Origin of the sequence: Paenibacillus rhizosphaerae, assembly GCF_014192015.1 — a bacterium.
In the GTDB taxonomy this organism is placed as follows: domain Bacteria; phylum Bacillota; class Bacilli; order Paenibacillales; family Paenibacillaceae; genus Paenibacillus_AQ; species Paenibacillus_AQ rhizosphaerae.
The window spans coordinates 546,677-572,546 of record NZ_JACHXJ010000004.1 but is presented as its reverse complement, the minus strand read 5'-3'; the positions used below and the strand labels follow the sequence as shown (position 1 = coordinate 572,546).

Below are 25,870 nucleotides of genomic sequence, written 5' to 3'. Positions count from 1 at the left end.
GAATTTGCCTTAGGCTGGTATCACTGCAATCGGCAAGGACGCAAAAAAGCCTGTGCACGATCGCTCGAAAGCGATGCTTTGCACAGGCATGTTATGCTGGCTTGCCCCAAGGCAGCAAATTATACAAGTGGTACACCAGAACCGCCGTTTTCGCCCGCGCGATCGGTTCTTTCGGATGGAACTTGCGCCGTCACCTTGCAGCAGCTTCGCACTTCAGCTGCACGACCGGCGTCTTCATTCCGTCTTTGCCTGGATTCCGCCGAATGCCTGCTTAGCCTCCGTGCTGCCTAGGCGGACGCTCGCCAGGTTGGACGTTTGATCCAAAGCCCACGTCAAGGCATGCTGTCCGGATTCGAGCCTCTGACGGGTGTCCCGCTCCCTGCTAAACCGGAGCCGATGCCAGAGCCAGTGCCAAAACCGGAATTCCCTCCTCCATTCGATCCCGGTCCTCTAGGATGACCCTCTCCGCCCGGAACCGTTCCAAGCTTCGAACCAATGGCAGCGAGCCGAGCCTGCAAGGATGTCTTCAGCCCACTATCCGGCAGGAGAATCACGAAATTGGCAGCGGCATCGACGGTGCTGACCTCTTTCTTTTGCATGGCCGACTTCACGCTGGCTTGGGCGGATTTCTCCAGCAGCTTCACGTAATCGTCCTGGAGGAGGTACAGATTGCCGAATAATCCGGCATCCTTGCTCGTGCCGATGCCTCCGTTATACTCCATGAATCCGGACCGGCCGTCTCCGTCATTTTCGTTGACGAGCAGCGCAAGCCCAATCGGTTTATCGGCGTGGAAATCGTACCCGGCGCTGTGAAGCGCCTGAAACGGAAGGGTCAACTCATAATGCGTCACCTTGGCCGTTTCGTCGCGGGTAACGACCGCCTGGACGGACTCGAGCGGACCGGGCGTTATTCCATCCGGAGCACGCCATCTCCATTTCTGCACACTGCCGTCCTCGTTCAGCGCAAACCCGAGCTCGTTCACCTCGCGGCTGGCCGCGCCGTCTTCCTTCGCCAGATCAATACCGACCTGCAGGCTGTCGCCCTGCCATATATCGCCGTTGGTAAACGTCTGGCTGTGGACGTTATCCTTGACGTCCACGTTGACGTATACATGGGCATCATCCCAGGTGACCTTGGAGGTGAGCCCGAGATCATCGGGGCCTCCCCAGCTTCCGCCAACGCTGTAGTAATGCTCCGGCCCGGACACCTCAATGGATGGCGTATGTTCCGGGGCATCACTTCGCGAAGCGAAGGACTGGGACAGCTTGACCGAGGTTTCATAACGGTCGCCGTTGTCCAGCGCAACCCTGAACTTCAGGGAATCGGCCGACAAGTAAGGGATGGCAACGCTCCGGGTTTCTCCTTGTTTAAGATCTTCAAAACGGATCGGCTTCAGCGTTTCCTTATACATGCCGGGACTGACCCATTCGATTTGTCCCTTCAGCGTTCCGTCTCCGGCCGCATTGGTTATCGACAGCACCGTTCCTGTATCTTCCGGGTGTGAAGGGTCGAAGGGTGCCTTCTCTAACTTCAGCGTCACAGGATAGAGATTGCTTCCCGACACTTTGCCCGGCGCATCGTTCTGAATTTGAAGTCCCCCGCTGGCCAGGTTGTTGGATACGACCATCTTTTCGATTCCCGGCCCGGCATACACATGAGTCGTTTGGGACTGCTGGAAGTAGGAATCGTACAGTCCGATGTCGCCGCCGACGGCATTAATGCCGATGTCGCCGACTTTCGTAAAGTTGGCCTGCTGAATCCGCACCGTACCCCCGAAGATGTCGAAGGAACGGTTCGTATCGCCCCACATCGAAGAATTGAAAAACACCGCTTTGGAGCCAAAGTCTTTGCCGACCTCAACATAGACTTTGTCAGTCGTGCTGATCGAGACCAGCTCCGTGTTAATAAACCGGAGTCCCGCCTTGTCCGCGCCTTCCAGCACGGCTCCCTTTTTGCTTCCGTCCGTGCCGTGGCCGATCACGACGGCTTCAGGGCCCTGCCCGTCCTGTCCTTCGAAATGGATGCCGAACTTCGAACCGAAGACGAACGTATTAAAGATGGTCTCCTGCTTGACATTGCCGATGCGGAAAGCATCCAGGTTGTCCTTCTGGTAATTCCAGACCATGTCGGAATCCGCCCCGGTGGAAGGGTGGTTCGGGTAATTGCTGCGCCCGTAATAATGCGGATTGAATTGGACGTTCCGCAAGTATCCGCCTTGCGCGCCGCCGCCCAGGTAAATCCCTTCCTTCAGCGGGGACCCGGCCACGTAATCGATGTAATGCCCGCTCGTATCGTAGGTTCCAAAATCGACGGCCTGATACGGATTGACCAGCGTCGTATCGATCAGGTAAACGTCCTTCCCCTGGCCTTGGACGGTCCATGGGTACGGCTTGACCGGGTTCGCTTCGGTCCATGTTTGATGGTCGTAATATACGGATATTCCGCGAAGGCCCGCCGACGCTTTCAATTGGATCAACGCCGGGGCGTCCGGTTCATTTTCCCCGTAGTTCGTAAACATGACGGTGCCGCCGCCTATCGTATGATGCGGAACATCAAAGTTGCCGCGCAATTCTACGCCTGTCGGCACGACGAGCGGCTGCCCGACCCGGTAGATCCCGGCCGGCATATACACCGTGCCGCCGCCAGCGTTCCCGGCATCGCTTAGAGCCTGCTGGATCGCCTGGGAGGCATCCTCGTTCCCGGTCGGATCAGCGGAGTACGGAGCATTCACCACATTAAACAATGCGCCCGTCGCCGGCTTGGGACGTACGGCGATATCCACGGTAGACACCTCAGGAAGGCTGTCCAGGACATATTTATCGTCTTGGCGGATATTCAGGTCCGTTGATGTGCTGTTATTGGTCACGGACAGCTTGCCGTCATATCCCGAGTTAATGGAGTTGATCGTTCCGACATTCCCTTCAAGCAGGAGATGGCGATCGGGCTTGGCGAAGCTGGAAGCCCCCAGAATCAGCGATCCGCCGCGGGCGACGATCGCATAATCTCCGCTGCCGTCCCCCCAGTTTGCGAACGTACTGTTTTCGAAGGATAAAGTGCCGCTGCCCTCGTTCAGAACCGCCTGATCGGGATGCCCGCCTACCGTAACGCCGTTAAACTGAACAATGGAATTGAAGCCCTGCGTCGCGTAAATGGCAACCGGATGGTCCCCGGCCCCCGCTTCAAACCGGCTGTCTGTAATCAGCAGGCCGTAATTGTTGACGCCCTCGATTTTGAGCGCGACATGGCAATCCTCGACCTGAATCTTGTACAGCTGCGCATTGGCCGATTCAAGACTGCCGGTTCTTGTCGTCATCCGCATGCCCGTCTCATATCCGGAAATATGGATGTCCGACATGTATTCCCAGTCGGAGCGGCCCATCACAATGCCCTCGGCGTGACTCGTCATGTAATCATGCAGTTCGCCGCGTTCGGGTGATCCTGTGAGGCCCGATCCGGACCAGAGATCCGGGGACAAATGAATCCCCTCCAGCCGTCCGATATCCGTCGTATAATCGAGGAAAATGCCCGTCTTCAGCGTGGTACCGTAGAGATTTTTGACGTAATGCAGTTCGTTCCAGTCCGGTCCGATTTTGATCCCCTGGTAGGCGTTGACCAGCGTGACGTTCTTGACGGTCGCACTGTCGCCGGGAAGCTGTTCGATCGTCCATGGATAGGGGAACGGATCGGACGCGTTTTGTTCCGGATACCAGATCGACAGGTTCGTCACGCCGCTGGAAGGCTGCAGCTTGATGAAGCTCGTGCCCGACTCCTGTCCCTTGCCGGCGTAGACGGCAAGAATGGTGCCCAGGACCTTACCGCCCTGCGCTTCGGGATTCGCCCAATCGCCGCGGAGCGTGACTCCCGTCGGAACGACGAGCTCACTTGTCAGCCGGTACGTGCCTGAAGGCACGAATACGACACCTCCACCTTGGCTTCCGGCATCCGCCAGCGCCTCCTGGAAAGCAAGGGTGTCATCCGTGCTTCCATCCCCTTTGGCCCCATAATCCTTCACGCTGCGGTCGGCGATGACGATATCGTCCGTCGGATATGCCGTATCATAGACCTTGGTTTCGGGGGGATCCAACGACTCACGTGGCTGCTTCGTCACGGTCACCTTCGCCAAATACAGCTCGGGATTCGGCGATTGTGCCCCGCCGCCGGTAACGCCGATCCGGAAATCCGAACCGTTCGCGCCGTTCTCAAAGCGCGCGTCGCTCAGCTTGAAGGTATGCGTCTTCCAGGTTCCCGAATCTCCGTAAGAAAACAGGGGAGCGTCCTTAAATGGGGATGACTTGGAATCATATTGAAGGACCATGTCCCCATGGCCTTGGTCATAATATTCGGCCGTTACCAAAACGTCCTGATGGCTAAGATCGCCGACGAAGTCGTCATCTACATTGAAATAAAAGTAGAGGATGTTCTGTGCCGGATCATCCGGATTTACCGCTTGGTTGGTCTTCCAGTACGTTTTACCGTCCATGTCGCCAACCAGCAGGTTTTCTTCCGGACCGTCCCCCGGACGGGCAGTCATGCCTTGTCCCTCCGGCGTATCTCCGAGCGTAATGTACACGGAATCGGTGACCGTTACCGGGGCGGATGGCGGAAGCTGGCTGCCGCCCCCCGCATCATCGTCATCGGCGGCGGCTCTTAGCGGAGCCGGGGCCATCCAGAATAAGGAGACGACCATCACGATGACGGTCATTTGCGCGATAAAGCGCCTAAAGCTCAATCGATTGCTCACGATTATTCCTCCCATGCTTGATTTGTTGAATCAAGCTGCACGAAAGCAACGCTGCTTCGCTGCGGGATCATGATTGTATTCGCTTTCAATTTGCAGCAAAAAACCATCGACAACTACCCGCCTTGTCCCGTGTCCAATTTAGCGGCACCTCCCCCTTTCCCGCAGGCGGCTTGCTTCATCTATGAAACCTGAAGGGAAACCGGCCTTAACGGCCGGCGTTCCTCCAGGAATGAGCAGGCTCCCAGTTCAGGACCGACTTCGCCCGGGCGTTGGACACGAGCGCCGTCAACTTATCTGGGTCCTTGCCTGGAAAAGGCACCTGCGGATAATACTTGGCTGCCAGCTCGCTGACGCTTGCATCGCTCAGCAAGTCGCTGGATGTGATGTTCAGGCGGCAGGCCTCCGCCCGGCCATGCCCGGCTGCTTCCAGCGCAAGCCGGCAGGCGGAAGCGGCGTCGCGTGCGTCGACGTAGCTCCATAGAATGCGGTGATGTCTGGCGGTGTCGCCGAAAGCGGCGATCTCCCGATCATATTCATTCGGCGCCAGTATCAAGGAGAAGCGGAGGGCATAGATCTCCATGCCCGTACGCCGGGCAAACATGTCGCCCGTCTGTTCGTTCACCTGCTTGGACAGCCCGTAGCTCTCCTGCGGGAGCAGCACATGCTCCTCGTCAACAGGGAGCGTATGCGGCGGAAAGGGATGCTTCGCCCAGCAGAACCCATAGGCCGATTCGCTGGATCCGAATACGACGCGCTGAATGCCGAGCTTTGAAGCGGCCTCCAGGATGTTATATGTCGCCATGACATTGTTGGCGAAGATCCGCTCCGGCGAAAAATTGATGGGATTCGGCACAGCGGCCAGGTGAACGACCGCATCCGATTCGGCCAAAATCCCGTACACCTCGCCAAGCTGGGTCAAATCCCCCTGGACATAACGGGCATAACGGTTTCTACCGCTTGCTGGACGGGCATCCGTTCCGATAACCCTGTAGCCTGCATGGTTAAGCTCTTGAACTACGTAGTGGCCCAGTTTTCCTTCCGAGCCGGTCACGACGATTTGTTTCATCATCTTTTCCTCCTTCCGGCCGGGCCTTACGGACGAAGCAGTGTTCCATCCGGCTTGCGGTCCAGCTTGTATGGGTGATGGTATGCTGTCAGTGAACCTTGATCCTTTACCAGGGCTGCCGCCTTATACTCGTCAATATCGATGCCGAGCCCCGGTTTATCGTTCAGCTTCAAATGTCCGTGCTCCAAAACCGCGTGGCCCGGGAAGGCCTCCTTCTCCTCGCTGCGGAAATGGTTGATCTCCTGTACACCGAAGCTCATGATCGCCATGTCCAGATGCGCGGCCGCGATTTGGTTGACCGGGTCGTTCTCCCCGCCTTCCTGCCACGCCGTGCGGACGCCGAATGCTTCGCAGACGGCGGCGATCTTGCGGCATGGGGTGATGCCGCCGGCCTTGGAGACGCGCATCCGGACAAAGTCGATCAAGCGCTCCTGTACCAGCGGCAGCCATTCCTGCGGGTGAACAAACAATTCGCCGACGGCCTGCGGCGTGGTGCTCGTTTCTTTGACCCGCCGGTACCATCCCGTATGCTCCGATTGCAGCAAGTCTTCCACGAAGAACAGGCGGTACGGATCGAGCGATCTCGATAAGCTGACGGCGCCGGAAGGCGTCAGGTGTTCGTGAACGTCATGCGTAAAGCCCAGGTTCATGCCAAACCGCACGCGCAGCTTCTCGAACATGTCGGGGATCGCCGTGATGTAGCTGGCTTCATCGAACACGCTGGCAGGAGGGAATTTCGATGTGCCCTGCGGAGCGACGAATCCGCCTCCGCCATAGCCCCCGAGCTGGCAGCGGACCACGCCGAAGCCCTGCTCTTGGTAGGCATGCACCTCTTCCTCCAGCTGCTCGTAAGTGGCACCGTTGGCATGCGCATAACATGGAACGGCCGAACGGACCGCGCCGCCCAGAAGCTGGTACACAGGCATCCCTGCTTCCTTCCCCTTAATGTCCCATAGCGCCATGTCGATACCGCCCATGGCGGTATGAAGCGTAGAGCCGTTGCGCCAATAACCGCTCGTATACATCGTCTGCCACAGATCCTCGATCTGAACGGCGTCCCGTCCGATGAGCAACGGTGCCAGCAATTCCTCAATGACACTGACCACGGCTCCCGGCTGGTAGATATCGCTGGCTGAGCCGATGCCGTATAACCCGTCCTGGTCCGTCATGACTTTGACGATGACCCAGCTTCCATCATGTCTCGTTCGAATGCAGCGTACTGCCGTGATTTTGGCCATACCGCTTTCCCCTCCCCCAAATGGACTATATTAACGAAGAGCCGGATGAATGCCGACCGTCAGAATTTTTGCCGGTCCCAGCTCCGCCGTATATCGGCTTTGCCCGTTTCTTCCCATCTCTTTCCCGCGCTGTTCAATGATGGTGCTCTCATATACGCCGTTCACCTGGAATGAAGGCGCGACCGACAGAGTAGACGGCGCAGCCGATGAAACGTTAAATACCCGGAACATCAGATCTTCGTTCTCCTCGCCCAGCTTGAGTGCGCTGAAGGCAAGGCGATCGCCTTCCCACTCGAGAAACGCATGATTTGCCGGCAGCTTCCCGCCGTGAACGCCCGTCTGCCGAACCGTCCATGGAACCGGGAATTGATAGGCCTCGATAAATGCGCCCGATTCAACCACATCGGCATCATGGGAAATCAGCTCCATGTCCAGGACATGGGTTCCCAGGCACTGCGCTTCGGGTGTAGCGAATACGCCCCAATCCCCAAGCTCTCTGACGCCGCGCACGAGCGTGACCGCCATCGTGTTATGCGCCGGAAGCACTTCGTATTCGTTCAGTCCCTGATTCGCAACGGTAAGGCCCGCTTGGCCGTCGCTCAAGCTGATGAACGCGTTCTGATGCTGGGCGTTGCTCGGATTGCTCCACGCGGCTTCAGGCTGAATTGGGCGCCGCGCCACTTCATAGATGGAATCCGCCATGACATGGCCCGTTTGCAGTCCGCTCTTGAACAGCATGCGGATGCGGTGGTCCTTCACCGTGTTGTCGATCATACTCCGGATACCGACGGAGCGGCTGTCCTTGCCCAGGGTGAGCTCGGTGACGATCTTCACCCCGGCTGTCTCGCTGACGCGGCGGGATTTCCGGTACCGGAAAGGAACCATGGAACGAATTTCTTCGTCCAGCAGTGTATCCGCTCCAAGCGGCAGGTTCCAGACGCGCTCGATCCGGTATACGGCGGCCAGCGGCGTATGCTTCACCAGCTGAATATCCGCCGAAAGGCCTTCCGTCGTCAGCGGTGCTTCTGCATCCGGCTGCCGGTACATGTACTCGTTTCCGATGTCGCCCGTATCCTCGTAAATCCCGAGCCCCTCATACTTCCGGCCATTTACTTTATCGGACAGCGTAAACGAGCCGTCTTCCGCAATCTCCACCCGAAGATAACGGTTCTCCATCGCGTTGCCGCCTGCGGTCAAGCCGTCTGCATCAGGAGAAATGGACTCGGCCTTGGATAGGGAATCCTTGCGTACAAGGGCGTAGGTCCGATAACCGATTCCCGGAACATCCTTGACGTAGAGCTCCACATCCACCTGAAAAGCCCAATAAGGCTGACGGAACCGGTCATCCGGGAGGTCGTAGCCGAACACCGGACCGATCGGCTCGATGTTAGCCTCAACCGGCTTGCCTCCTTCGTCTGTCACGATCCATTCCTCCGGATCAAAGGCCTGGTACTCTTCTTTGAACGCTTCGTATTTCTCGTGCGGAGCCTGATGATCGAAATAGCGGCGCTCCACGTCCACTGTCATGCGAACCGCGCCGGAACGGGAATGGCCCGACGTGTTAAAGACGACAAACGGCCGCGCCGATTCCGGGTCAAAGCCGGAGGTGTCCACGGCACCCGCTACCGCCGCGGCGCTGTCCGCAGCGATCGACTCCGCCACCTGCTGCGATTTGGCGAAGCGCGTCATCATCTCGCGGTGCACCTCGTCAACGCTGCAGCCGCAGATGCTGTCATGCGGATGGTTTTGTAGCAGCGTCTTCCACGCATACAGCAGTTCGTGCTGCGGATAGGCCGTGCCGGTCAAATGGGCCATGACGGCCAGCGGCTCGGCTACCTTCTCCAGCAAGGTCTGGCTCCGCACGTTTTGCTGTTTGATGTATACCCGGGCCGATGCGGTATTGACGAGCGTGATCCAGCCGTCCGTCCACTGGCTTCGAAGCTCGCCGCGCACGACATCAAGGTCATCCGGGTTCGCTTGACGAAGCGCTTTAATATACTCAGGGAAGCTGGAATGACGGAACTCCACGTTCGGCACCATCTCGCCGGCGGTATGCAGCGCCCTGGACAGATCCTTCTGCAGCGGCTGATGGTCGCAGCCGTTCATGAAGAGCAGCTCCGCTCCCGAGGCGAACGCCTCGGCGGCCGCAAGCTTTTCCGCCCAATACACCTTCGCGGCTTCAGGGTCCGTCGGAATCTCCATCCCGTTGTTGTACCAGTTGGCGAACAGGATCGCCAGAACCCTGGAGCCGTCGGGAGATTCCCAGTACATCTCGGAGTATTTCGACGTATGTTCATTACCGGACTGGACCTCGTTGTTGAATCCCACCGGCTTGACGCCGCGCCCGTATACGGCTACATCGATGCCCGCCTGGCGAATGAGCTGGGGCGCCTGCCCCATATTGCCGAAGGAGTCGGGAAAATAGCCGATTTCCGCGTATCCCCCCATCTTTTTCGAAGCGAGGATCCCGATCAGCAGATTGCGCGCGTTCGCTTCGCTGCTGACCAGGAATTCGTCCTGCAGAATGTACCAGGGACCGACGATCAGTTTCCCCTGTTCGACCAGCGAACGCACTTGCTCCGCCCGGTGCGGCATCATTTGCAAATAATCCTCCAGGACGATATATTGGCCGTCCAAATGGAAGCTGGCGAATTCCGGGTCCCGCTCGAAAGCCTCGATCAAATCCTCCATCAGGCGGACCAGCTTCAGCCGGTGTTTTTCGTATGGCAAATACCACTCTCTATCCCAATGCGAATGCGCAATAATATGCGCTGTTTTTATGGTCATCTCTTTCATCCCATTCTTGTATGTTTTCTTGTGCGCAATCGAGATGGTACGGCCTGAATGATGCGTCTTACATTTTGACCGAACCGACAGTCATGCCTTTAACGTACATCTTTTGCATAAACGGAAACGCGATCAGGATCGGTATGACGGTAATGAGCGCTCCGGCCATCAGCTCGTTCCATTTTTTAAACGATGAGGAATCCAGATACATCAGCCCCATCGGCAGCGTGAACATCTCCTGCTTGTCGACGATAATCATCGGCCACAGAATGTTGTTCCAGCTTCCAATAAAGTTCAGGATGGCGATCGTTCCGATGGCCGGCAGGGCCAGCGGCAGATAGATACGCCAGTAAATCTTGAAGTTGCCGCAGCCGTCCAGAACCGCGCACTCGTACAGCTCATGCGAGATGGTCCGGAAATAGCTCGTAAACAGGAAGATGGCAAACGGCGCAGCCCCGTTGATCATCGGCAGGATCATGCCGACGTACGTGTTCTGCAGGCCGAGATTTGTCATGTTGATGTACAGCGGAATGAGCGTCGTCACGCCCGGAACGAGAAGCAGCGCGATGAACGTGTAGTACACGAACTTTTTGCCTTTAAATCTGAACTTGGCGAACGAATACGCCATCATCGTATAAATCAGAACGACCCCAATGATGACGATGATGCTGACGACCACGCTGTTGACGAAAAAGCGGTAAAAGTTCAGCTTGTTCCAAACTTCTGCAAACGTGGACCACTCAGGCGCCCCTTTGGGGATGGGTGACTGCGGATTGGCCAGTGCATCCTGGGATGTTTTCAAAGAGGTGCCGATCATCCACAAGAAAGGATACACGCAGGTCAGCCCGTATAAAACCAGAATGATGTGCTTGATAGTCTTGACCATCTCGGGTCCTCCTCTAAATGTCGACTTTGAATGAACGGATACTGAACATGGCAATGGCTCCGGTAATCAGGAAGGATACCCATCCGATCGCGCTGGCCAGCCCGTAATCGTTATTCAGGAACGCTGTCCGGTACACGAGCGTCCCGATGACCTCCGAGCTGCCCGAGGGTCCGCCTCCGGTCATGATGAACACGTTCTCGAACGCCTGGAACGCACCGTTGACCATTTGGATGACCGCAATCAGCGTAATCGGCTTTAGAAGCGGCCATGTGATTTTTGTGATCATCGTCAGCTTGCTGGCTCCGTCGACGTCCGCGGCCTCGTACAAGGTGGGATCGATCGAGGTTAATCCGGCATAATACAGAATCAGCGTGCCCGGAAGGCCGCCCCATATCGAGGTAATAATGATTCCGATCAGTGACGTGGACGAGCTTCCCAGCATCCCCCCGGGTACGGTCAGAAAGTCGAGTCCGATCGCATGAAACAGGGAGTTAAAGGCGCCGGTAGGCTCAAACAGTCCTTTCCACACGTAAAAAATCGCCACACCCGATGCGATCATCGGCAGGAAGTACACCGTGCGGTACAGCGACGCCATCTTCGTATTCTGCAGGACGAACGCCAGCACGATCGCGATAGGAATGACGATAACGACCTGGGCTGCACCGATCAGGACGTTATGCAGCAGTGAGTTGTAAAAGTTCTGTGTCACGATCGGGTCATCCCCGAGGAGAAACTGCCTGAAGTTAGCAAGGCCCTCGAAGCGGGCCGTCGAAAAGTCGATCCCCGACCAGTTGTAAAAACTGAGCATAATCGAGAAGCCGACCGAATAGACGCCAACGGCGAGAAACAGGAGAACACCCGGCAGTAAAAATAGATACGGTACCCATTTATTTCTAGTTGTTATCATCTTCCATCACCTTTGGATTTGGATTAAGCAAAGCGGCGGAAAGGAACGTGTCCCTGCCGCCGTTTGCATCATACAGCCAGAGATCAGTTGCCGCTGGCCTGCAGGCTCTTCATCGTATCGTCGAATTTTTTCGCCGCCTGCTCGGCTGTCATTTTCTTCTCGATCATGGATTGGATGGACTGAGCGTACACTTCCCACTCCTTGTTCTTGCCCCGGTAAGCGTTGATGGCCGGCTGAGCTTCCGAATACGGTCCGGGCTCGGTGGCAAACGAGTCGACGATCGCCTTCAGGTTCGGGTCGAGATCTTTGGCGCGGTCGCCCAAATTGAGTGCCGGAACCGTGTATGCCGCATTCGCGAACGCAACGGCCGCATCCGGATCTGTGGTCATATATTTGATAAAATCAAGCGCGGCATCCTTGTTCTTCGAGTCTTTGTTCACGGACAGCATCGTCAGTGTGAACGGATCCGTGCTCCAGGAAGTGATTTTCGAGCCTTCGATCGGCGGTACCGGGAAGGTGACGATATCCTCCGGTTTCATGCCCATCGCAAGCAGCGTGGACATCGTGAACGAACCGCCAAGGTCAAATGCGGCTTTGCCCGCGGCAAACGCCTGATCGGCGCCGTCGATATCGGTCGACAAAATGCCCGGCATCAGCAAGTCTTTGTCGGCAAGCGTCTGAACCGCCTGAACAACCGGCAGATGCTCCGGATCGCTCATTTTCGCTTTGCGTTCCAGCAGGTCAATATACGACTGAGGTCCCCCGTACATGATCGCTAGCGCGGAGCCGGCCCAGTTCTCCCACAGGTCGGATGTTTTGGCGCCAAAGACAAGTCCCGGCGTCCCCGTCTTGCTCTTGATCGTTTCCATCATTGTGACGAACTCTTCCCACGTTTTCGGAGCTTCGGCAGTAAGTCCCGCCTTCTCGATCAGCTGCTTGTTGCCGTAAAAGGTGAAGAATCCGCCGATATCGAGCGGCAGTCCGTAGAACTGCCCCGCCTTCAGCGACTTTTGCACCGTCGTGGCGTTTTTGTCCTTCTGCCAGGAATCGACCTGGCTTTGGCTTACTTTGATCGGATCCATGGCCGTACCGTAATATTTGCTCAGCACGTCGTCGCCAACTTCGCCCGACAGCTCAAGCACGGAACCTTCGATAGAGTCGCCTGCCGTAGCCCACCAGTTGACGACGTCGGGGAGATTTTTCGAGTTGGCCGCCGCCTGAAACTTCTGTCTGTAAGTATCGTCAGGCGTAAAGGTCTCGACATCCACTTTCACGCCGGTCTTCTCCTCGTACAGCTTGGCTGCCGCTTCGATTCCCGGCGTGTAAGCGACTTTCCAGGTCCACATGGTCAAATGCTTGCTGCCCTCCTCGCTGCTGCCGCCCTCCTGCTTCTGCCCTCCTGAGCAAGCGCTTACAAACAAACAAAGAACGGACAGCATCGTTACCATCAAGGTTGCTTTTCTTTTCATTGGATAACCACCTTTTCGCTTAATCGGTTAACTTGGTTTTTTATTTCTGAAGGATCATACGGATTGCAATCCCTTTCAATATGACGGACCTGGATACCACCCCCTTGTTAAAATATGACAAGTGATTATCTTGCCCGCATCGCTGCCAGCCTTCTTTTCACGATGCCTTCACGATGTTCGACTCAACTTATGATAACAATATAAACATCTTATTTTTTAATGTAAATGTTTATTTTTTTATTACAACTTGGTTGGAGACGAAATCATAACCACGAAAAAACGTTGAAACAACTCACATTTTTCACTAGCCAATTTAGAAACAGGGAATAAAAAACATACCATCCTGCATAAAAACTTGTACTTTTCTCTTGTTCAGGTTGAATATTTGTAATATATTTTATACAGACCTATTCTCGAATGGAGCGCCGTGACATGACAAAAAAGTTTACTCCCATGTATAAAAAAATCGAAAATTATATCATGGAGCAGATCCGCAGCGGGAACTGGAAGCCGATGAACCGGATCCCCTCGGAGAATGAGCTCACGGAACAATTCGGAGTAAGCCGGATTACGGTCAAGAATGCGCTGTCCGATCTCGTGGACAGAGGTATCGTATACCGCATGCAGGGAAAAGGAACCTTCGTGTCGGAGCTAAGGACGGAAGCCCTGTTTCCCCCGCTGTCCACCGAAACGGAACTGCCGCCTAGCAAAACGGTCGGTTTTTTGCTGCCCCGCCTGGACAACCGTTTTACCGCTAATTTGTTCAGCGGTATTGAGGATTCCCTAGCCGAAAAGGGCTATCATCTGCTATTTTCCAAAACGAATGACTCCCAGGAGTGTGAAATCCAGAAGATACGCGAAATGAAGCAGGCCGGCGTCGCCGGACTGATTATCTATCCCGTAGAAGGCGAGAATTACAATAACGAAATCTTATCGCTTACGCTGAACCGTTTTCCGCTGGTGCTGTTGGACCGGCTGCTGAAAGGGGTCGAGACCAACTCGGTCAGCTCCAACAACTACGAAGCAGGCCAGCAGGCCGTACAGCATTTGTACGATCTGGGGCATCGGCATATCGGATTTATCTCCACCAAATCGGAAGGAACCTCAAGTATTGAGGATCGGCTTGCCGGATACGAGCAGGCACTGGAAGACCGCCACATTCTCATCGACCGCAGCCTGCAGATGACCCATTTAGGCATGGAAAATAGCGACGAAGAAGTCATCGAGATGATCCAGCAGTTTTTGCAGGATAATCCCCATATGACCGCGGCCCTTTCTTCGAATTTCAGCCCGCATGTCATCCAGGCCGCCTTGGCTATGGGACTGCGGGTACCCGAGGACCTCTCCGTTGTTTTCTTTGATGACGTCGTGTATCCCTATTTCAGCATCGTTCCCCCGACGGCCGTGGTGCAGCAGGAACGGGAGTTGGGCCGGGAGGCCGGAAAGCTTATTATCGAGCAGATCGAAAACGACGCACCCGGGTACAGGCAGATTAAGCTGCCCACTCGCCTCATTCCGCGCCGTTCGACGTCGGTGCATACGGGCGTTTCCGTTTCCCAAAGAGGGCTGTGATGACGCATCTGAAAAGCAAAAACCGACGTTTTCACGTCGGTTTTTTTAAAACCTTACGATCTCCCCATTAATAGAAATTATAGATATTCACATGTGAAATTTGTAAATTGGGCAGCAGCGTCTTTGCCGCAAGCATACAAACCGATGATGACACCCGTAAATCCTCCAGCTACTTCGGAAGAAAGGTACTTCGTCTGCGCGGTGCCAAGCTGTATTTCCTGGCCGTCCGCTAGCAGAAGGAACCGGTAGTGCGTGGGGCTGGCTTGGATCACCAGGGAGGCGCGGTTGTTATTTTTTATATCGACAGCCTTCTCGATGGACTTGATATCCCCCACATTCAGGCGCTCAATGACTTCATATCCGCTTCCGCCTTGACGTATCGCGAAATCGTAATGATGATTCTCGTCCATGTAGAGCGTAATGCCGGCCTCGCCATGAGTAAGACTGATGTCGCAGGAAATCACCGCTTCAAAATCTTTTTGGCGAATCCCGATGAAGGTGGGAGAATCCGCTTGATCGAGCGTAATCCCGGTTCCTCTCAGCTCCAGCTTGCCATGCTCATACGAGTAGTTGTCCGGATCCGGATGGCGCAGATGACACCAGTCCTTATCCCACTCCATATTGTCGAAGGTATACTGCTTCTTCTCCTGCTGAACAACTCCATCCGGAATGCGGTCGGTTTCAAAGGACGACAACGTCGTGCCCCGGTGTCCAGCCGTGAACCAGCCGTCTTCGCCGAACGTAACCGGTGTCAAAAATACCTCGCGCCCCAGATGATGATAAGGAATCCACTGTCCCATCTGCCGGAATCCCAGGTGAAGCAGCCACCAGTTTCCTCTGTCGTCTTGAACGAGGTCGCCATGGCCTACCGCCTGAACTTCATAGCCGCCCATATTCCGGTTGGTTAATACAGGATTATGGGAATACGGTTCAAACGGTCCGGAAGGAGAATCTCCCCGCGCGTAGGTCACCATATGGCCAAACTCGGTGCCCCCTTCTGCGGCTACTAAATAATAGCGTCCGTCGATTTTGTATAAATGCGGGGCTTCGAGATATCTTCCTCCCGTCCCCTGCCAAATGGAACGGCTTGGCGTCAGCTTCCGCCCGGTTTCGATGTCGATTTCGCACTGCACGATGCCACCGATGCCCTCATCGTCCACGCCGTTGCTCATAAAATAAGCCTTGTCGTTTTCAAAATATAAATCCGGATCGATCCCGCCCTGATCCACACCGATCGGGTCCGACCATTCTCCGTAGATGTCGTCCGTCCATACATAGAAGTTTTGGCGCGTCGTGTCATTAGTAGTGGTCATATAGAATCGTCCGCTGTTATACCGCAAGGTAGGAGCAAATACGCCGCCCGAGCTGTTGACCTTGTCCAGCTGAATTTGGCTCTTGCGCGTCAGGCAATGGCCGATTTGGGTCCAGTTGATCAAATCCTTGCTTTCAAAAAGAGGAACGCCGGGAAAATACTGCATCGAACTGCAAACGAGATAATAAGTATCGTTCACCTTGCAAACGCTGGGATCGGGATAAAATCCTTTGATGACCGGGTTATCGTATTTCATGGGTTCACCTCTGTATGAGATCTGCATAGATGGTTTGAATTTTACCTTACCGCGAAGAACAATAATACCCGAAAAATCAGCGGAGAAATCATGTCAAATTAAAACTTTATGATCATCCTGTCCGATATCCCTGAAGGCTCTAAGTACCGAAACGTGTCCCCGCCTCAATTCGATGCTTCCGACAGCAAGACGGGCAGCCTCCATATGGAGTTCGTCAGTGATGCGGAGACCCGGACATACATCTATCAAACAAAGGATGCCGGAGAACATTGGGTTGAATAAAAAGCATTTCCCGGGTTAAGCCTTTCCATTGCCCGGAACATTGTGGAGCTGCACGGAGGAACCTTAACGCTCCAGCACAGGAATCGGATGTTTACATTTCATCTGACACTGCCGTTAAGGGATAACACAGATGAATAGGTCAATTGGGGTCATGTAAAAAAACTTAAGCCAGGCGGGACGCAGATGTCTGTCCCCGGCTTAAGTTTTTTTCTTTTCTGGCTACCCGGCATAGGGCTGAGTGAACCACAATGGCCTGTTTATTTACGTACAACCGTGTACCCTTTATCCTCCAGCAGTTTAATCACGCCATGTTCGCCCAGATAGTGGGCTGCGCCGACGACGATGAAGTACTCCGCTTTCTTATCGCTTTTCAGGTACCCGTCGATTTTATCGGCCATGCCGATGTTGCGGTCGATCAGCATCGCTTTGTTGTACTCCGCATCTCCCGCCATGCTGTTCGTCAGCTCAAGGAGCGCCTTTTCGTCCCCCTTTTTCCACATGTCCGCCATTTGATCAACGCTGTCGTCCAGGACGTCGAAATTGTCCAGTGCCGCATTGAGGTTCTTCTCCTGCAGTTCTTTGGAGAACTGATCGAACATGCTCAGTTGGGACTCGTAGGATTCCAGCTCCACGATCGGAATTTTGCGATCCAGCGCCTTTTGAATGAAGTACAGGTCAATCCCTTCCGTCGCCTCGTATCCGGCCATGACCGATTTCAGGCTGCTGATGGTCGTCTCCACGACCCATGGCTTGAATGCATCCAGCGCATCCGGCTTCATTCCGTTTTGCTCCAGAATGTCCCTCACTTTCGCATACGTTTCCTTGGACACATGGTCCTTCAGCGTCGTGCCGTCCTGGTACATGCCCAGCTTCATGATCATGTTCTGCTGCTCTTCGTCGGCCGCCTTGCTGAGGTCAATCTCGACGCCCAAATAATCGGCTTCGGCAAAAGCCTGCTCGAATTCCGAGCGAAGCGGGTAGAAGCTGTCGTCCGCAATATGCATGGACCCTACCAGGTACACCGTATTCCCGTTACTTTTCACTTCCCACATGAAGCCGCGGCCCGCTTCCTTCGTCGCTTTCGAGAGCAAGAACACCGTGCGGGTTGCCGGATCCCAATAGACCGTGTAACCGGCGGCTTCGCCAATGGTCCGGACCGGTACATAAGTCACGCCGTTGACCTGTTTCGTCTTGCTGCTCACCGTGATCTTCTGATCCCCCGCAACGGCGTGAATGGTTCCGTTCTCCACATCGGTCAGCTTGACGTTTAGCGCTTCAAGCGTCGTACGCAGCGGAACCAGCGTGGTGCCCTGATCGACAATAGGTGCGCTCGAGGCAAAATCGATCGTCTTGTTATTGACCTTGAGTTCCGGCTGCTGCGGAGCTGCCATAGCCGGAGCCGCCGCAGCGAGCATCCCTGCAGAAATCATAAGAGATAAGAGCGTTTGTTTCCAACTTTTCATCCAGAATTCCCCTTATTGTAATTTGTAGTTTATAGACTAGATTCTTACTGCTCTGCCGTCTTCCGCGGCATCTTGATCAGCGCCAGCAGCATACAGCCCATTCCCGCCCCGGTCAGCAGACCGTCCGCAAAGTCGTTTAATGCGACGCCTGTATGCTTCAGGGCCAGCGGACCGACGATCAGCAGCATGCCTGCCGCGATGACGTATTGAAAAGCTTTTTTACTCATGCGGAGCCTCTCCTTAATCAATCTATCAAATTAGAATACGTGCCTAAATCTTGTAAGCTTTCATGGCCTTACGCAGCTCTTTGATGGATGGGCGCTTGCCGTACATCAGGACGCCGGTACGGTAGATTTTGGCGGACAGCCAGCCAAAAAACAGAATGGACACCAGCAGCAGAACGAGCGATATCAGGATCTGCCAGGTCGGCACCGTCCCCATTCCGATCCGCACGAGCATTGCCGTAGGTGCTGTGAACGGGATGAAGCTCGTCACCTTGATCAGCATGCTGCCCGAAGCGCTGATGCTGAATATTCCGATGTAGAACGAAGCCAGACCCAGCATCGTAATCGGCATCACGGCTTGGCCGAGATCCTCGGTACGGCTGACGATCGATCCGATGGCTGCGTACAGCACCGCATACAGGAAGTAACCGAAGATATAGAACAGCAGTCCGTAGAGCAGCACCGACAGGTTAATATCCGAGATGCTCAAGCTGTAACCTTGCAGAATGTCCTGGTTGTGCGGCAGCATCAGGTTCGCCCCGACCACGACGCCAAATACCGCAATTTGTACGATCCCGACCAGGAAAATACCGATCACTTTCCCGAACATCTGGGCCAGCGGCGAAACACTGGTGATGAGAATTTCCATAATCCGCGAGCTTTTCTCCGACGTTACCTCGGCAGCGATCATATTGCCTGTCATCATATTGGAGGAAAAGAACAGAATCATCAGCACATAAACCACCACATAGTTCATGGCTTTCTGCATGTCTTCGCGTTGGGTGTCCCCGCCCGCCTCCGTCTGGCCTTCCGCGTTCATGCGCACCGTATCGAGCTTGACCGGCTCGTTCAGGGCGGCGATCTGCTCCGCAGACAACGCGTCTTTGGCAATCACAGTCGTTTTGACCGTCTGCAGCGCAAGCGTGAGGAAGCTGCTGAGCCCCTGCCCCATGCCGTCTTCGCCGCCGGTGAAGGTCACGGCAGGAAATGCCTCCCCGCCGCCATCAAACGAGAGGTAACCCTCGATCTTCCCATCCTCCAGGTCCTTTTTCGCCTGGTCCGGTGCGGTCCCTTCGTATTTGACGAACGTGTAGTCCTTATTGCCGGACTGCGCGGCGTACTTCTCCAGCTCCGCGGCAATCACCGGCTGCGTGCCGTAGAGGATCCCGATCTGCTCCGCCTTGGACGCATTGTCCCCTTGGACCAGCTTAATGATATACGGCACGTTCATGCCGATCGTAATCAGAAGTGCAAGAATCAGGGTTGTAATCAGAAAAGATTTCGTTTTGACTTTATTTTTAAACGTAAAGCCGATAATCGTCCCGAGCTTATTCATGCGAATCACCCACCTCTTGAATAAAGATTTGGTTCAGCGTCGGCTCCTTGATTTCAAAGCGCTCCACCGTGCTTTCCTGCATCGCTTTCTCCAGAATGGCCTGTGCCGTTTCCGGCGCAGCGATCCGGATGTGGTATCCCCGTTCGATGCGTTCCACCGCTGTCACACCCGGAATCACATCCAGGCCGCTGACATCGCCGGTCGTATGAAGCAGCACTTCCTCACGCGGATAACGGCTCTTGATGTCCGTGATTTTTCCCTGAACGACCGTATTGGATTTGTGCAAAATCGTAATGCGCTGGCACAGCTCCTCGACATGCTCCATCCGGTGCGTGGAGAATAGGATGCTGGTTCCCTGATCCCGCAGTTCCTTGACGGTCGCCTTCAGCAGCTCGACGTTGACCGGGTCCAGTCCGCTGAACGCCTCATCCAAAATGACGATTTGCGGCTTGTGCACGATGGCGGCGATAAAGCCCATTTTCTGCTGATTGCCCTTGGACAGCTCCTCGATCCGCTTATCGTAATACTCCGGAACGTCAAAGCGTTCCAGCCAGTAGCGCAGGCTCTTATCCGCGTCCTGAGGCGACATGCCCCGAAGACGGGCCAGATACACGATCTGCTCACTGACCTTGATTTTCGGATACAATCCTCTTTCTTCGGGCAAATATCCCATGACTTGCTGGAGCTCCGCATGATAGGGCTTGCCGTTATACAGAATCTCTCCCCCGTCCGGATAAATCAGGCCCAGCACCATTCGCATCGTCGTCGTTTTGCCGGCACCGTTCGCCCCAAGCAGCCCGTATATTTCTCCTCTGCCGACCTCCAGCGAGATTTGGTTGACTGCGGTTTTGTCTCCATATTGTTTTACCACGTTAACTAGTTTTAATGGTTCCATACGTCTGTTCCTCCCCCTCCTGCACACCGGCAGGCCTATATCCTTGCACCCACAAGGTTAAAATCTCGTCCAGCTCCAAAGCCCGTGTCTTCAGCACGTTGATACCCGAATCGTACAGGATCTGTTCGAGCTCACGGCAGGACGTCGTCACCACACGTGTAACGCCATGGGACTCCTGCTGCGTCTGCACAATGTTCGGCAGTTCTTCCAGATCGGCTGCCGGGCAGCCTGCCCACACTTCCTTCCAGTTGTCCAGCAGACTGTCCTTCTCCGCCATCCCCATCCACTTGCCATGGTGAATCAGCATGACGTAGTCCGCCAGCCTTTTCACCTCATCAATAATGTGCGTGGACAGCACAATCGTCGTATCCTCGGTCTGCAGGCATTCCCTCAGCACTTCGATCATCATTTTCCAGGCAAAAGGGTCCAGGCCCGACGACGGCTCATCCAGCAGCAGCAGTGTCGGATGCGGTGCAAGAGCCGCGGCGATTTCGTATTTGCGGCGCTCCCCCTTGGACATTTTGCGCAGCCTCGTTGCTTTCGGCACTTGAAACAGACCGCACAGCTTTTCAAAATAAGGCTGATCCCACTCCGGGTACCAGTACGCCCGAAAAGCGGCGGCTTCCTCGGCGGTCAGGTTATCCTCTTCCAGATTGGATTTTTCCGCCACATACCCGATCTGTCTGCGTACTTCCATAGGAATGCCTTTAGTGTAAGCGTGCCCGAACCAGGAAATGCGCCCCGAATCCGGAAATACGGTCTGCAGCAGCATGTGGATCAGCGTGCTCTTGCCGGAACCGTTCTCGCCAATCAGCCCGTATACATATCCTCTCGGCAGGGACAGGTCAATCGGCCCGATCATTTTATGCCGTCTTTGCTTGGTCACGCCTTCCATTCGTATGATGGGCTGCTCCATTTATGCCTCACCTTCTCCCTTCTCCGGATGGTACTTTCTTTTCAATATCGATAAAAACAGCTCCCTCAGCTCGTCTTCCTCGCATTTGACGGACATGCCGACATCCACCGCATGGCTGAGCGCCTCTTCCACCGCTTCCCGCCGGAATACTTCACGCTGTGAAGTACCGACCTTGGCGACAAACGTGCCGGTTCCCTGCTTCGTGCGCAGAAGTCCTTCGCTCTCGAGATCCTGATACACTCTTCGAACCGTAATTACGCTGCAGTTTAGCCCGTTGGCAAACTCTCTAATCGACGGCAAAAGGGTTCCCTCCTCGATCTGTCCGCTGATGATCAGCGATCTTAATTGGGACTCGATTTGATGATAGAGCGGTTCAGCGCTGTTCTCATTCACTTGTATAGGTATCCACACCTTTCGCACCTCACCTTGCTATACTCGTCAATCCTCATATTAGTTTCAAAGCTTACACCAGATCTCTGGATCCCAGCCTGCGGAGTGTCCCGATCGAGCACAGCATGATGCTGATGGCTCCGGCCAGCAGCATTCCCCACATCGCCGGCGATAGCAGGCTCCATCGTTTGGATGCTTCCACCGTGTACACCAGCAGGTTCCCTCCCGCCGAAAAAATGGATGCCGCTGCCACTACGGAGCCAGCCAGGAAAATGAGGGTCGACAGCAGATAAGCTTTGCCATGATTGGAAAACTCAAAATAGATATAGGGTCCGGTCATCATGACCCCGTAACCGACCCACGTCAGCGCAAAAGCCAGATAATCGTCAAACCGCATATGATCCAGCAAGGTCCCCTGCACGAAATACATAATCACGAAGAAGATGATGCCGTTCACAGCAAATGCCAACACCGACTGCATCACCCGGTATACCAGGACCACGCGGTTGGAGATCGGAAGCACCCGGAAGTATGCCAGCATTTGCGTATAGGAATCCTCCGTTAAATACTTGAAGGATCTTCGGGAAAAGTAAAACCCCAGCATGGGGACTAACATTAGCAGGATGAAATCGGCTACTGGACCAATGGCTCGTGCTTCTTCGCGCCCCAGTAACATGACCCCTGTGGTTCCTCCCATGTAGGCAGCAAATACGATAGACCACAGAAGGTACTTTTTCTCGCCGCGCAGATCCTTTCGTACCATCATCCAAGCGTCTTTTATTGTGTTCAACAAGAATCGCCCTCGCTTTTTCGGTAATCCATCATGGTGTGTATACAGCACAGGTTACTGTGCTCATTCACCACTCAGTGTGTATACTGTGTATATGTTTATACACAGTATACAGTGTGAATACCGGAGATGCAACGGCAAAATGAAAATATTAACAAAAAACGCAGCACCCTATCGTCGGGTGCTGCGTGAAGCAATGCATGTGTATTTAGGATACGCTGGGAATTCCCAGGTAAGGCTGTACCGAGAGGTCAGCGGCAACGGAACCCGGAAACCGGGTAAAGAAATCCAGCATCACGTTCGCCATGTCCAAATCCTCCGGTGGAACGCTGATTTCGTAACGGGTAAACATCGTATCATGCGGTTCATGGCGCTCAAACGCAGCACCGACCGTCTTGTAAGCTGTGCTGCCCGGCGGCAAAACATACGTTACGACATGATTCCGAATGTAAGCATGATGCAGGAACTTCATCGGCTTCCCGGGAAAGCCCTTTTCTTCGGCCCAGTTCTTTAATGCCGTGAAATAGGAACCGATTAACGAGATGTTGCAGCCCTGACAGGGACCGCCGTCCAAGTATACGGCCCTGCGGTCCGGGTGCAGCGGGTCAGCAAGCTCAAGGCCCACCGATCCGTTGGCCCCGATATCGGCCCGAACCACTTCCCAGTGTCTCGGTGCGAGGAGCAGATGCCCCCAGGTTCCCGATGAATCGCTTAACCAGAACGCCCCCAGATCCGACAGCATCTTCTCCGGGATGACGGCGTCGGTCTTCACCAGAAGCGGACTTGCCGGCTGCATCATGGGTGCGTCTCCGGCATGATATTTCCCTTCGATGCAGTACAGCGGGATTTGATGTTCCTGCACCTTCCGAGCGCCATGCCTCAGCTTCATCACGCCGCATTGAACGCTGCTTGGTTTGAAGCCAGCTTCCTGCGGCTGGCCTGTGGTTCCGCCGCCGGGACTGCCGGTCCCTTGGCCCGCCGCTGGATCCTTGTCTGTTCCGTCGGCCTGGGCCGTACGGTCACCGCCTTTCACAGCAGTTATGTATTTCGGGATGAGCGAAGTGGTAAACATGACAATAAAGCCGCACGAGAGCAGCAGAATCAAGACCAACACCATTTTTTTATTATGTATACAATTCCTTCTTCGCCTCATATTATCCCCATACCTTTTCTTAGCTTCGCTCAATGAACCTTATATATGAATAACGCTTGAAGAAGCACAAAAGTTTCCACTAGATAGAATGAACTACAAAATAAATGTTATCAATCTCTATATCTCGTGTTTCTACAACGTTCTTAACCATTTTTACCGCGCTCGACCCCAGCGTCCCAAAAAAATCAATGCTGCCCTTCGGAATTGACTTCGAACAAAGAAACTCCGGCGTTATTTCATCATATGAAACAAGCCAGCTAAAACCGGGCTTTTCAGCGGAATTAGCTGCTTTTTATTCACAAAAAAAGCCCGGCGGATGATCCCGCCGGACTTCCTTTCTGACCCGATCCACTCGGGTTATGCTCCCAAAATAACATCCCATACCGGCTTCGTATGCCCGCCTGGATACAGAATGTACAGCAGCACGTAAACTACAACACCGGTTATGGCTGTGACAAACCAGATACTTGCCGTAACCCGGCCCCATTTCCGATGCTTCGCAAATCTTTCCCGGAATGCCAGAACCAGCGTCGTAATCCCGAATACCGCGGCAACCGTCGCCAGAATGATATGGAAGATGAGGAAGATCTGATAGTAGATCTTCATTTCGTCCGATCCGCCCCATGAGGTATTGCCGACAAAGGCCGTTCTGGACACGTAAATAATGAAAAACAGCAGCGCCGCGATCGCGCCCCAGATCATCACTTTTTTATGGGCGTCCCGTTTGCCTTGAACGATCAATGCCCATCCGATGGCCACCAGAATCGCACTGATGACGATGAATGAAGTGCTGATCGTAGGGAACAGCGTATACAAATCCATGAAAATCCTCCTTAACGCTTAGACCAACTCATGCCCGGTTCAAAGAACCGTCAGAAAAATCGGTAGGAATGATATCGTCGTCATCCTCTTTATTTTCACTCTTATACCAGCGGAAGAATACCCTCGCCAGCATCGAAGCGAATATAAATTCCTGAATGAACTTCATGACGATGCCGCCCAGTTGTTGGTCGACCTTGGTGCTCAGCCCATAGAAAAAGTTTGGTCCGCCGAAAGTCTGCAGCAGAGCCGACGTATCGCTCGATACGCAGTATCCCATCGCTTTGGCCCACGTATTGGGATCGCTGTAGGTCGCATACATCGGATGCGTTGAGAAAATGATTAGGCCGCAAGCAGGCGTCAGCAGCACCATGTTCAGAAAAATAAACCCGATCTTCGCAAGGCCCGATGCCTTGTCTTTCTCCGGCAGCGGATTGATGAGCGTCCACCACATGAGCGCGGCAGCGATGAATAAAACAATATAGTACAGCCGGTGCACCGCAAAATGTAACATGACGTAGTCGTGGATGGCAGGGATATGGTAGAACGAAAACAATCCGTTAAATACCACAGCCGCGACCACCGGCTTGGCCAGAAAACCAAGCTTCTTGAACGGGTTTATCCGGTCAAAAGCACGCCACAGCCAAGTCGGAATCCCCAGCATAATAAGCGGCGTAGCAACCAGGTAAGACAAAGCCATCGATGTCATGTGGAACGTAAACATAATGTGGCCCAGCAGACTCACCGGTCCGCCCTGAGCGAGATACAGGAAGAACATACCGCTGACGAACATGATCTTTTTGCCTATCGGTACGGGCTCGGCATCCGCGAACTTCTCACTGAGCGGGCCGATAACTACAAAATACGCAGCCGTTACCAGCAGTATAAATGCCAGAAACAACGGACTGAACAATGCGGCAAAGCTAAAATATTCTAACCCCAGCATATGAAAACCTCCTCCCGCCGGGCGGAATTTCTGTCGATATTGTGACACCTTGATGCCATTTAAAAAAAGAGGGGGCATCCGGCCCGCCTCTTTTTATTTTACCACCAAACCCAATACAATGCTGTGACGATCGCAGTAAATGCGACAAAGGCGCCTCCGCACATGAAGATAATCGGCATCAAATGTCCTTTATCCTTCAAGTGCATCCAGTATCCCAACTGAACCAGTGCCTGCAGCACCGCCATCACGACCAGAAGAATAACCGTGAAGGCGACGTTCACCCCGCCAGCCATGACCGAAGCAAAAGCGATGGCGGTCAGGATAATGGAGAAAATAAATACGATGACATGCTTTTGCGGTCCTTCATGGCGATGACCGTGTTTTACCGTATCATCTTGATGCTGTTCAACCGTAGTCATAA

The 25,870-nt window shown here is 54.3% G+C and carries 20 protein-coding genes; 1 reads left to right on the top strand and 19 read right to left on the bottom strand.

The genetic code is table 11. The features are described from left to right. Positions 1-332: 332 nt before the first annotated feature. The 7 genes from FHS19_RS24720 to FHS19_RS24690 form a co-directional block, all read right to left on the bottom strand. A complete protein-coding gene (locus FHS19_RS24720; protein ID WP_312887324.1) occupies positions 333-4,742 on the bottom strand; it encodes a glycosyl hydrolase family 28-related protein in 4,410 nt (1,469 codons plus the stop codon). 205 nt (positions 4,743-4,947) lie between these two features. Next, on the bottom strand, positions 4,948-5,811 hold the full coding sequence (locus FHS19_RS24715; RefSeq protein ID WP_246426788.1) for an NAD-dependent epimerase/dehydratase family protein: 864 nt from the start codon (positions 5,809-5,811) through the stop codon (positions 4,948-4,950). 23 nt (positions 5,812-5,834) lie between these two features. Continuing rightward, positions 5,835-7,046, bottom strand: a complete 1,212-nt coding sequence (locus tag FHS19_RS24710; RefSeq protein ID WP_183584425.1) for an enolase C-terminal domain-like protein — start codon at positions 7,044-7,046, stop codon at positions 5,835-5,837. Positions 7,047-7,076: 30 nt separating this feature from the next. Next, positions 7,077-9,833, bottom strand: a complete 2,757-nt coding sequence (locus FHS19_RS24705; protein ID WP_183584424.1) for an alpha-mannosidase — start codon at positions 9,831-9,833, stop codon at positions 7,077-7,079. A 67-nt stretch (positions 9,834-9,900) separates the two neighbouring features. Beyond that, a complete protein-coding gene (locus FHS19_RS24700; RefSeq protein ID WP_183584423.1) occupies positions 9,901-10,719 on the bottom strand; it encodes a carbohydrate ABC transporter permease in 819 nt (272 codons plus the stop codon). A gap of 13 nt (positions 10,720-10,732) precedes the next feature. Then, positions 10,733-11,626 (bottom strand): carbohydrate ABC transporter permease, encoded by an 894-nt coding sequence (locus FHS19_RS24695; protein WP_183584422.1) that lies wholly within the window; start codon positions 11,624-11,626, stop codon positions 10,733-10,735. A gap of 83 nt (positions 11,627-11,709) precedes the next feature. Next, the gene (locus FHS19_RS24690; protein ID WP_183584421.1) at positions 11,710-13,095 is read right to left on the bottom strand and encodes an ABC transporter substrate-binding protein; all 1,386 of its coding nucleotides are present in this window, start codon (positions 13,093-13,095) and stop codon (positions 11,710-11,712) included. Positions 13,096-13,527: 432 nt separating this feature from the next. Here FHS19_RS24690 and FHS19_RS24685 point away from each other — a divergent pair, with 432 nt between their 5' ends. Continuing rightward, positions 13,528-14,667, top strand: a complete 1,140-nt coding sequence (locus FHS19_RS24685; protein WP_183584420.1) for a GntR family transcriptional regulator — start codon at positions 13,528-13,530, stop codon at positions 14,665-14,667. 77 nt (positions 14,668-14,744) lie between these two features. Here FHS19_RS24685 and FHS19_RS24680 read toward each other — a convergent pair whose 3' ends face one another. The 12 genes from FHS19_RS24680 to FHS19_RS24625 form a co-directional block, all read right to left on the bottom strand. Continuing rightward, entirely contained in the window at positions 14,745-16,235 is a 1,491-nt protein-coding gene (locus FHS19_RS24680) for a glycoside hydrolase family 43 protein (protein WP_183584419.1), read from the bottom strand. Between the two features lie 539 nt (positions 16,236-16,774). Beyond that, positions 16,775-17,980 (bottom strand): TraB/GumN family protein, encoded by a 1,206-nt coding sequence (locus FHS19_RS24675; RefSeq protein ID WP_183584418.1) that lies wholly within the window; start codon positions 17,978-17,980, stop codon positions 16,775-16,777. A 44-nt stretch (positions 17,981-18,024) separates the two neighbouring features. Further along, a complete protein-coding gene (locus FHS19_RS24670; RefSeq protein ID WP_183584417.1) occupies positions 18,025-18,207 on the bottom strand; it encodes a hypothetical protein in 183 nt (60 codons plus the stop codon). A gap of 43 nt (positions 18,208-18,250) precedes the next feature. Beyond that, positions 18,251-19,540: an ABC transporter permease gene (locus FHS19_RS24665; RefSeq protein WP_183584416.1), complete on the bottom strand. Its 1,290-nt coding sequence runs from the start codon at positions 19,538-19,540 to the stop codon at positions 18,251-18,253. Then, positions 19,533-20,435 carry an ABC transporter ATP-binding protein gene (locus tag FHS19_RS24660; protein WP_183584415.1) on the bottom strand — a complete coding sequence of 301 codons (903 nt, stop codon included), beginning with the start codon at positions 20,433-20,435 and terminating at the stop codon, positions 19,533-19,535. Before FHS19_RS24660 ends, FHS19_RS24665 begins: the two co-directional genes overlap by 8 nt. Then, complete coding sequence (locus FHS19_RS24655; protein WP_183584414.1) at positions 20,413-21,351, bottom strand: ABC transporter ATP-binding protein; 939 nt, start codon at positions 21,349-21,351, stop codon at positions 20,413-20,415. The genes FHS19_RS24660 and FHS19_RS24655 overlap by 23 nt, the downstream gene beginning before the upstream one ends. Then, positions 21,352-21,762, bottom strand: coding sequence for a GntR family transcriptional regulator (locus FHS19_RS24650; RefSeq protein WP_116232716.1), 411 nt, complete (start codon positions 21,760-21,762; stop codon positions 21,352-21,354). Between the two features lie 52 nt (positions 21,763-21,814). Then, the gene (locus tag FHS19_RS24645) at positions 21,815-22,531 is read right to left on the bottom strand and encodes a hypothetical protein (RefSeq protein WP_183584413.1); all 717 of its coding nucleotides are present in this window, start codon (positions 22,529-22,531) and stop codon (positions 21,815-21,817) included. 208 nt (positions 22,532-22,739) lie between these two features. Continuing rightward, positions 22,740-23,636, bottom strand: a complete 897-nt coding sequence (locus tag FHS19_RS24640; protein ID WP_183584412.1) for a DUF4850 domain-containing protein — start codon at positions 23,634-23,636, stop codon at positions 22,740-22,742. Between the two features lie 405 nt (positions 23,637-24,041). Then, positions 24,042-24,506, bottom strand: a complete 465-nt coding sequence (locus tag FHS19_RS24635) for a DUF420 domain-containing protein (RefSeq protein ID WP_183584411.1) — start codon at positions 24,504-24,506, stop codon at positions 24,042-24,044. Positions 24,507-24,534: 28 nt separating this feature from the next. After that, positions 24,535-25,449 carry a cytochrome c oxidase assembly factor CtaG gene (gene ctaG, locus FHS19_RS24630; protein WP_183584410.1) on the bottom strand — a complete coding sequence of 305 codons (915 nt, stop codon included), beginning with the start codon at positions 25,447-25,449 and terminating at the stop codon, positions 24,535-24,537. A gap of 98 nt (positions 25,450-25,547) precedes the next feature. After that, positions 25,548-25,868: a cytochrome C oxidase subunit IV family protein gene (locus tag FHS19_RS24625; RefSeq protein WP_076172878.1), complete on the bottom strand. Its 321-nt coding sequence runs from the start codon at positions 25,866-25,868 to the stop codon at positions 25,548-25,550. Positions 25,869-25,870 lie beyond the last annotated feature (2 nt).